This window comes from Micromonospora sp. CNZ296, from assembly GCF_007827635.1.
Window position 1 is genome coordinate 1 of record NZ_VISW01000051.1, and the last position, 7697, is coordinate 7697.

A 7697-nucleotide genomic window follows, 5' to 3' on the forward strand; every position below is an offset into this window, starting at 1 on the left:
CCAACGGCGACGGCAAAGACGACCTCATCGTCTTCACCAAAAACACCACCAACGACATCTACGTCGCACTCTCCACCGGCACCACATTCGCCCCCTCCACCAAATGGCACGACTACTTCGGCCTCACCAGCGAAACCACACTCTGAGCCCCAGGAGGAACCATGCCGCACGACCGGAACATCTCCCCCACCGTGAGCCGCCGGCGGCTGCTCACCGGCGCCGCCGCGGTCGCGGCGACCGGCGCCCTCGCCGGCGCCTTCACCGCGCCGTCCGCGGCCAGTGCAGCCGTCAACGGGTACGGCCTGCGCATCGTCGACCGCAACGAGAACGGCGGCCGGTTGCAGTACTACCGTTTCGCCACCGACGCGATCGAGTGGGATCCGGCGGTGAACGTGCTGCTGCCCGACGGCTACCACACCAGCCGCAAGCGTTACCCGGTGTTGTATCTGCTGCACGGCGGCAACGCGGACTTCCGCACGTTCCACCTCCAGGACAACATCATCAACCTCACCGCGGGCCGCGAGATCATCGTCGTCATGCCGGACGCCTCCACTGGCTGGTACAGCAACCCGGTCAGCACCAATGTCGGGCCGCGCAACTGGGAGACGTTCCACATCGCCCAGTTGCTCCCCTGGATCGAGGCCAACTTCCGCACATTCCCCGAGTACAACGGCCGCGCCGTGGCCGGCTTCTCGATGGGCGGCTTCGGGGCCCTCAAGTACACGGCGAAGTACTACGGCCACTTCTGCTCGGTCAGCTCCCACTCCGGGCCAGCCAGCCTGCGCCGCGACTTCGGCCTGGTCGTGCACTGGGCGAACATCACCTCGGCCGCGCTCGACCTCGGCGGCGGCACCGTGTACGGCGCGCCCCTGTGGGACGAGGCACGGGTCAGCGCGGACAACCCGATGGAGCGCATCGAGAGCTACCGCAACAAGCGGATCTTCCTGGCGGCCGGCACGTCACCCGACCCGGTCAACTGGTTCGACTCGGTCAACGAGGGCCAGGTACTGGCGGGCCAGCGCGAGTTCCGGGGAGCGCTCAGCCGGGCTGGCATCCCGCACGAGTGGCGCGAGGTGCCGGGCGGCCACTACTTCCGCCACGAACTGTTCGTCCAGGACCTCGCCGGCATGCTCGGCCGGCTGCGCCGCGCCGGCTGACCCACCGGACCTGCGGCGCGTGGCAGGCCGCCACCAATCCGGCGACGGCCTGCCACGCCCGGTCGGCGGACCGCACGCCGCGCGTCCAAGGGGGCTCAGCCCGATCATGAAGTCATCCTCCGCCACCGCGCCGAGGCTACCGACCGCTCAACACGCCTTCTCGACACGGCGGGCCGGGTCGAGAAGTTCCGCGCCAAGTACGCCCGTCGCGAGCCCCGGGAGCCGCGCTGACCGAGGCGCGCATGCTGCTGCGCGCCGGGTACGCGATGCGCGGCGTCCGTCCGTCCACGACGAGGTTGCTGGTCGAGATCGTGGAGAGGTATCCCCGCCCCTGGTACGTGGTCGCGGCTGACGCGACGCCGGCTGGATACTGCCCAGGTGCGGGCTCAGCGGCCGGGACCACCCAGGTCGAGCCGGTCCTCGCGCACCCGGTCGGCCAACTCCAACTTCGTCCGGGTCGGGCGGCCCACCTCGGCATACTTGCGTTTGACCCGTTCCAGATACTCGCGCGCGGTCCCGTAGGCCACGCCCGCGCGGCGCGCGGCGGCCGCCAGGGTGGCCCCGGAGGCGTACGCGGTGAGCACCGCGCGCTCCTGCGGGGACAGCCGCGGCCGGTCGGCGCGGGCGTCGCGGCTGAGTACGAACGCGAGTTCCGGACTGATCGCCGACCCGCCGGACGCCACCTCGCGGATCGCCTCCACCAGCACGTCCAGGGGATGGCTCTTGGTGAGGTAGCCGGCCGCCCCGGCACCGATCGTGGCCAGCACGCCGTCGGCGTCGGGGACCGCCGAGACGACCAGCACCCGCCCGCCGCCGGCCCGGACACGCGCCACGTTGTCCGCCGGGTCGGATCCGTCGCGCAGGTTGAGATCGAGCAGGACCACCCGGGGCGCGTCCGCACCGCCGAGTCCGTCGAGATAGCCGTCGACCGTGGCGGCGACCTGCACCAGGCGAACGTCCTCGACCGGTGCCAGCCAGGTACGCAGCCCGTCGAGCAGCATCCGGTCGTCGTCGATCGCGGCGACAGTGATCATCCGGCCCTCTCACCCAGCCGCCGACGTCCACGCGCCGGGCGGCCAGCTCATCTCGACGGTGGTGCCCTGACCTGCTCCGCTGTCCACCAGCACCTCGCCGCCGGCCTCACCGATCCGCGCGCGCACCGACCGGGACAACCCTAGCCCTGGCCGGATCCGGTCCGGGTCGAAGCCGCGCCCGCGGTCCGCCACCGTGACCCGCAGCCTCGCCGGGTCCGGGTCGTCCGTCCCCGCCGCCGGGCCGGCCACCGTCACCAAGGCGGTCGAGGTGCCGCTGTGCCGGATCACGTTGTTGAGCGCCTCCCGGACCGCGCCGGTGAGCGCTCGCACCACGGCCGGCGGCACGTCCGGCGGGACGTCGGTGACCCGCAGGTGCACCCGCAGGCCGGTCGGCGCCAACTCCCGGATGACCGTGGTGAGCTCGCCGACCAGCCGCATTCCGACCGCGGAACCGGCGGACGCGATCAGGCCACGCAGATGGTCGGCGTCAGCGGCGAGTCGACGCCGCACCACCGGATCACCGGTGTCGACCGCGCCACGGGCGACCGCGTCCAGCGTGGACAGCACGGTGTCGTGCAACATGCGGTGCTGCTGTGCCACCTCCGAGGCGTAGGCGGCGTGCGCCGCGATCCGCTGCCCCGCCTCGGCCAACGCCGCCTCCGCCTTCACCGCCCGTACGGTCGCCCGGTCGGCGCGCAGTGCGGCCTGCCGCAGGGCACCGACCACCAGGCCGGCGGCCGCCGGCACACCCACCAGTGCCAGCAGGTTCCCCGCCGCCCCGGACAGCGCCGCCGGACCCAGGGAGACCGTGGCGTGCACCCCGAGCAGGTAGCCGACCGCCAGCGCGGCGTACCAGGCGAGGGCCTGACGACGCGACAGTGCCAGCGCGACGGTCAGGCCCGCGCCGATCGCGGCCGGCAGGGCCGGATGGCTGAACCCGGTGCCGTGGCCCGGCCGGGTGAGCAGGCCGCCGGCCACGAGGGCGACCAGCGCCACCGTCGCGTCCAGCCCGGCGACCCCCCGGCCCACCGCGCCCTGTCCGTGGACCCACACCAGCACGCCGACCACCGCGAGAGTCTGGACCGCGTACACCGTCACCGCCGCCGGCACCGACCGCAGTCCGGCCGTGCCGCCGGTGAGGACCGCGACCGGCCAGGCGGCGACCTGGCAGATCCGCACCACGACGAACAGCCCGATCAGGCCGGTGGTCAGCGGAATCGCCGGGGAAGGGCCGGGACCGGAGCGGGAAGCGGGCGGAGCGACGGCGGCCGTGGCAGTCATGGCACTCAGCATGCCGGACCGGGCCGGACCGCTGTCGGCAGGACTGCCGACAGCAGTTCGTCCGTCGTGCGGGGGTGCGACCGCACCAGGCATGATCGGGACGGCTCCACCGAATCCTGGTACGACCGGAAGGACAGGCAGATGAGATGTCTCCAGCGGAAGCTACCCGCGCTGGCCGGGATCGCGCTGCTGATCGCGGCGCCCGGTTGCGGCAACCCGGCCGTGCCGGTGAGCGGACCGGACAGCGCCACCCCCACGAGCACGGCTGCCCCGGCGAGCCTGCCGGGCAGCGACCAGGGCGACCGGGTCGAGGTGGACGGCCGGACTGTCGCCGGGGTGGCACCGGGGCTCGGGTTCCCCGCCGGCAGCAAGGTCGACACCGCGTTCGGCGACCCTGGCTCGGCCACGGTGATCCTCACCGCTCCTCCGCCCGAGCAGGTGCTCGCCCACTACCGCCAGGCGGGCCCGCCGGCCGGATACCCGGTGGGCACCGACACCGGTCAGACTCTGCACCTCGACGGACGCGGGTGGACCGTCGAGGTCATCGCCACCTCGCGCGACACCACAGTCACGTTCGCCCGCAACCGGCCGGCCGAGCAGTCGACCGCGCCGCCACAGGCGGAGGAGCCGGCGCTGACCGGCCGGGATCTGGGCGTGACGAACCTGCCGTTCAACTTCCGGTTCCCGCCGGGCAGCCAGGTGCGCGACCTCTCCGACACCGCCGCCGGCGCCCGGCTCACCCTGGTCGAGCCCGACCCTCAGCGGGTACTCGCGTTCTACCGCACCGCCCTGCCCCAGGGATTCTTCGACGTCACGGGCGACCGCACGACCGGCGGGACCACCATCATCACGTTCGAGAAGGACGACGGTGAGTGGACCGGCACCATCGAGGCTACGGACGACCGGGTCACCGTCAGCACGGTCCATCGTCGATAGGACGACCCTTCCGGCGGCCGGCACGTTCCCGTCCGACGGGCTTCGACGACGAACCGGGGCGGTGAAGGGCAACCGTCGGTGGCGTCAGCTGCGGGGGCCCGGACCGGCCACCTGCGTACCCTGGTCGCGCCGTACCCATCTGGCATCCTTCCGGGACACCCTGCGATCGACGAGCGCCAGCACCGTTGCGGGCCGGGCGAGGGCGAGGGCGGTTGGTCGAGCCGATGCTCATGCTCTGGCCTGCGAACGATGGCGTCGCCAGACGGCAACAACCCCCCGATGTGAGCCCGATCATCGATGCACGAGCACCCTATCCGACTGGGGAGTCGAGGAGAACTGGAGCGCTCCGGGTACGCGCTGCCCTCGAACCGGCGGCGTTCGCCACCGGTCTGGGTGTCGTGACCGCACCGCACGGCCGGCGCGTCCCGGCCGGACGGGGCAGGTCCGGCCGGGGGTCACCACGGGTTCGCCGGCGCCACCAGCAGCAGGCCGGTCGCGGGCAGCCCGGTGGTACCGCCCGTGGTACGGCCCGCCGTTGTCGCGCCGGCCTGCCGGGGCCGGTTGGCCTCACCCGGCTCGACGGCGTGCCCACGCTCGTGGTCTTCTGATCGTCCGCGGCCGTGGGCCGCTCTGCCTGCTCGGCTCCCCGCTCGCGCCTGTCCAACGTGTGTCATGCCGACTCGACTGTGAGGATGATCGGGTGCTGCCCGGTGCTCGGGTCTGACTCGCGTTACGGCCGGCCTTCAGTGCCTTGAGTTTGATCTGTCGGCTCGAGTCCCGGGGGGTGTCCCTATGGGTTCGTCAAGCGGCGATCGGCGTCGTGGGGCGGGGTTGGTAGGGGATCTTGTCGCGGAGCATGGCGTATAGGACGTCGCAGCGACGGCGGGCGAGGCAGATGAGGGCGGCGTTGTGGCGTTTGCCTTCGGCGCGTTTGCGGTCGTAGTAGGCCCTGCTCACGGGGTCGGCCAGGGCTGCGAACGCAGCGAGGAAGAACGCGCGTTTGAGGTTCTTGTTGCCGCCGCGGGGTGGGTGTTCGCCACGGATGCTGCTGCCGGATCGTCGGGTGACGGGGGCGAGGCCGGCGTAGGCGGCGAGGTGGCCGGGGGTGGCGAAGCTGCTGCCGTCGCCGACTTCGAGCAGGATCCGGGCTGCGGTCCTGACGCCGATGCCGGGCATCGAGGTCAGGACCGGGGCAAGAGGGTGCGCATCAAGCATCCTTTCGACCTGGGCGGCGGCCTGGTCGCGTTGCCGCAGGATGTCGCGGAGGCTGTCGGCCAGGCGGGGCAGGATCGTCTCCGCGGCCTGGGTGCCGGGGACGGTGACGGTCTGCTCGTCGAGAGCGGCCATGATCTGCTCAACGAGCCGGTCACCCATGCGAGGTGCGTGGACGGCGGCGATCGAGAGCAGTTTGCGGCGGCCGGCCTTGCGCAGGCCGACCGGGCCGCCGCAGCGGGACAGCAGTTCCAGGACCGCCTTGTGGTGGACCTTGGGGCCGAGGACTCGTTCCAGGGCGGGGTGGATCTGGGTGAGCAGTCCTCGGATGCGGTTGGACACGCGGGTGGCTTCGCCGGCGAGGTCGTCGTCGAAGCCGACCAGGATCTCCAGTTCGGCCAGAGTTTCGTCGCCGGTGTCGACCCGCCGCAGCGTGTGCGGCAGGGTGCGGGCCGCGTCAGCGATGACGTAGGCGTCGCGGGCGTCGGTCTTCGCGCTGCCGGGGTGCAGATCGGCGATCCGCCGCATCGCCAGGCCAGGCAGGTAGGCCACCTGATGCCCGGCCGCCCGAGCCACCGCGACCGGCAGGGCGCCGATCGAGGCCGGCTGGTCGACCACCACCAGGACACGGCCATGGCGGGCGAGTTTGTCGAACAGCTGCCGCAGCCGAGCCTCGGTGTTCGGCAACGCCGCGTCATGCAGCCGCTTGCCGTCCGGAGCCAGCCCGACTGCGTGGTGGTCACCCTTACCGACGTCCAAGCCGAGGTAGACGCCGTATTCGTCGTTCACCAGACCCGCCTCCACGCATCGTCCGTGGCCTCGGCCGCTGGTCCAGGCGTCGGACTGCCGGCAGCCACGTTACGAAGAGACCTACCCCCACACGGGTGGCCGTGTCCCTATCAGCGGTCCACCGACGCCACCCGACCCGGCGACAACACCCCCCGGATCATCCGTACGACAGGGGCAGGAAGTCATACCGGGCCGGGCGACCGAGGGGCCCCGGCTGGGGACGATCAAAAAGGTAACCGGGGGGGTGCTTGCTGCCGCCGGACCGGCGCGACGTGTCCCGATAGGGGCTCCCGCCAACAAGGCGCCGTCACAGCCTGACCATCCTTGCCGGCCCGGCGACGGCCATCCGCTCCCGAGCCGTCAGGAGCCGAACAACCCCGCCCAGCTCGTCGCACCTGCGCGACCTCCGGCACCACCAGTTGTTCTTCGCCGACATGGACCGGCGGACGGCCAGGCCCCGGGCTGCGCCGCGACCCTACGGAGCCAAGGGCCGGCCTCTCAAACCACCACCACCGCCGGCCGCCCGGCCGGTCACTGGATGGATCCAGCCGCCGCTGCTCGACGCCGAAGTGCGCAATTACCGCTACGCCGCAATCGATCTGCGGCACGGCCCCGCGCCGGACAACCCCTGGCTGGCCTGGGTACTGCACCTGGCCCACACCAACGCGGAAGCCCGTGGCTGGACCCCGGTCACACGCCGGGGAATGCAACGGGTACTGGTAATGCTGCTCGCCGACTACCAGGAAGGCGATCTGATCCGGGTCAGCGGCTTCGCGGACATCGTCGTGCGCCGCTGCACCAACCTCGACTGCGTCATCGAGATCCTCGCCACCTTGGCCGTCGTTGACGATGACCGACCGGCCGCCCTCGAACCATGGCTGCACGCCAAACTCGCCCACCCTCGCCCCGCCCATTCGGCGCGATGTGCTGCGGTGGGCCCGGTCCTGCGCGATGGCGGACCACACGTCCGCGCCCGGCGCGTCGAGACCGTTCGCGGCTATGTTGCCGCTACCGTGCCCGCGCTGACCGACTGGGCGTGGCATCGCGAGCACCTGCGGGAGGTCACCCGCCGCGACGTCAGCACGTATCTGGACAGGCTGCACGGCAACCCACGCCAGACCGCGACCACGCCCTGCGGTCGCTTTTCGGCTGGGCCAAGCACAGCAACCTGATCTTTCGTAATCCGACCGCCCGGGATGCTCCTATAGAAGTCAAGCGGTGTTGAGGGTGGTGAAGTCGGCGAGGAGGGCGGTGTGGATCTCGCGGACGATGTAGCGCTTGAGGCAGC

6 protein-coding genes and 1 pseudogene are annotated in these 7697 nt (G+C 71.9%); 4 read left to right on the plus strand and 3 right to left on the minus strand.

Going from position 1 to position 7697, the window contains the following annotated elements; genetic code table 11:
* Positions 1-161 precede the first annotated feature (161 nt).
* Entirely contained in the window at positions 162-1157 is a 996-nt protein-coding gene (locus FB455_RS33850) for an alpha/beta hydrolase (RefSeq protein ID WP_013476115.1), read from the plus strand.
* A 153-nt stretch (positions 1158-1310) separates the two neighbouring features.
* Positions 1311-1388 (plus strand): annotated as a pseudogene (locus FB455_RS35060) (type B 50S ribosomal protein L31); the annotation flags it as partial.
* A gap of 155 nt (positions 1389-1543) precedes the next feature.
* Here FB455_RS35060 and FB455_RS33860 read toward each other — a convergent pair.
* Positions 1544-2191 (minus strand): response regulator, encoded by a 648-nt coding sequence (locus FB455_RS33860; RefSeq protein ID WP_030275359.1) that lies wholly within the window; start codon positions 2189-2191, stop codon positions 1544-1546.
* A gap of 9 nt (positions 2192-2200) precedes the next feature.
* Complete coding sequence (locus FB455_RS33865) at positions 2201-3472, minus strand: sensor histidine kinase (protein ID WP_041784246.1); 1272 nt, start codon at positions 3470-3472, stop codon at positions 2201-2203.
* Positions 3473-3613: 141 nt separating this feature from the next.
* Between FB455_RS33865 and FB455_RS33870 the strand changes: the two genes are divergently transcribed.
* A complete protein-coding gene (locus FB455_RS33870) occupies positions 3614-4408 on the plus strand; it encodes a hypothetical protein (protein WP_013476112.1) in 795 nt (264 codons plus the stop codon).
* A gap of 801 nt (positions 4409-5209) precedes the next feature.
* On the opposite strand, the gene FB455_RS33875 is transcribed toward FB455_RS33870, so the two are convergent.
* Positions 5210-6409 carry an IS110 family RNA-guided transposase gene (locus tag FB455_RS33875; protein WP_114921300.1) on the minus strand — a complete coding sequence of 400 codons (1200 nt, stop codon included), beginning with the start codon at positions 6407-6409 and terminating at the stop codon, positions 5210-5212.
* Positions 6410-6828: 419 nt separating this feature from the next.
* Between FB455_RS33875 and FB455_RS33880 the strand changes: the two genes are divergently transcribed.
* Positions 6829-7581, plus strand: a complete 753-nt coding sequence (locus FB455_RS33880; protein ID WP_486481639.1) for a hypothetical protein — start codon at positions 6829-6831, stop codon at positions 7579-7581.
* The last annotated feature ends 116 nt before the right edge of the window (positions 7582-7697 follow it).

What these genes read in the sequence shown, in the direction of transcription:
- FB455_RS33870 (WP_013476112.1), top strand. Translation starts at nt 3,614, where the DNA reads ATGAGATGTCTCCAGCGGAAGCTACCCGCGCTGGCCGGGATCGCGCTG.
- FB455_RS33850 (WP_013476115.1), top strand. Translation starts at nt 162, where the DNA reads ATGCCGCACGACCGGAACATCTCCCCCACCGTGAGCCGCCGGCGGCTG.
- FB455_RS33860 (WP_030275359.1), bottom strand. Translation starts at nt 2,191, where the DNA reads ATGATCACTGTCGCCGCGATCGACGACGACCGGATGCTGCTCGACGGG.
- FB455_RS33865 (WP_041784246.1), bottom strand. Translation starts at nt 3,472, where the DNA reads ATGACTGCCACGGCCGCCGTCGCTCCGCCCGCTTCCCGCTCCGGTCCC.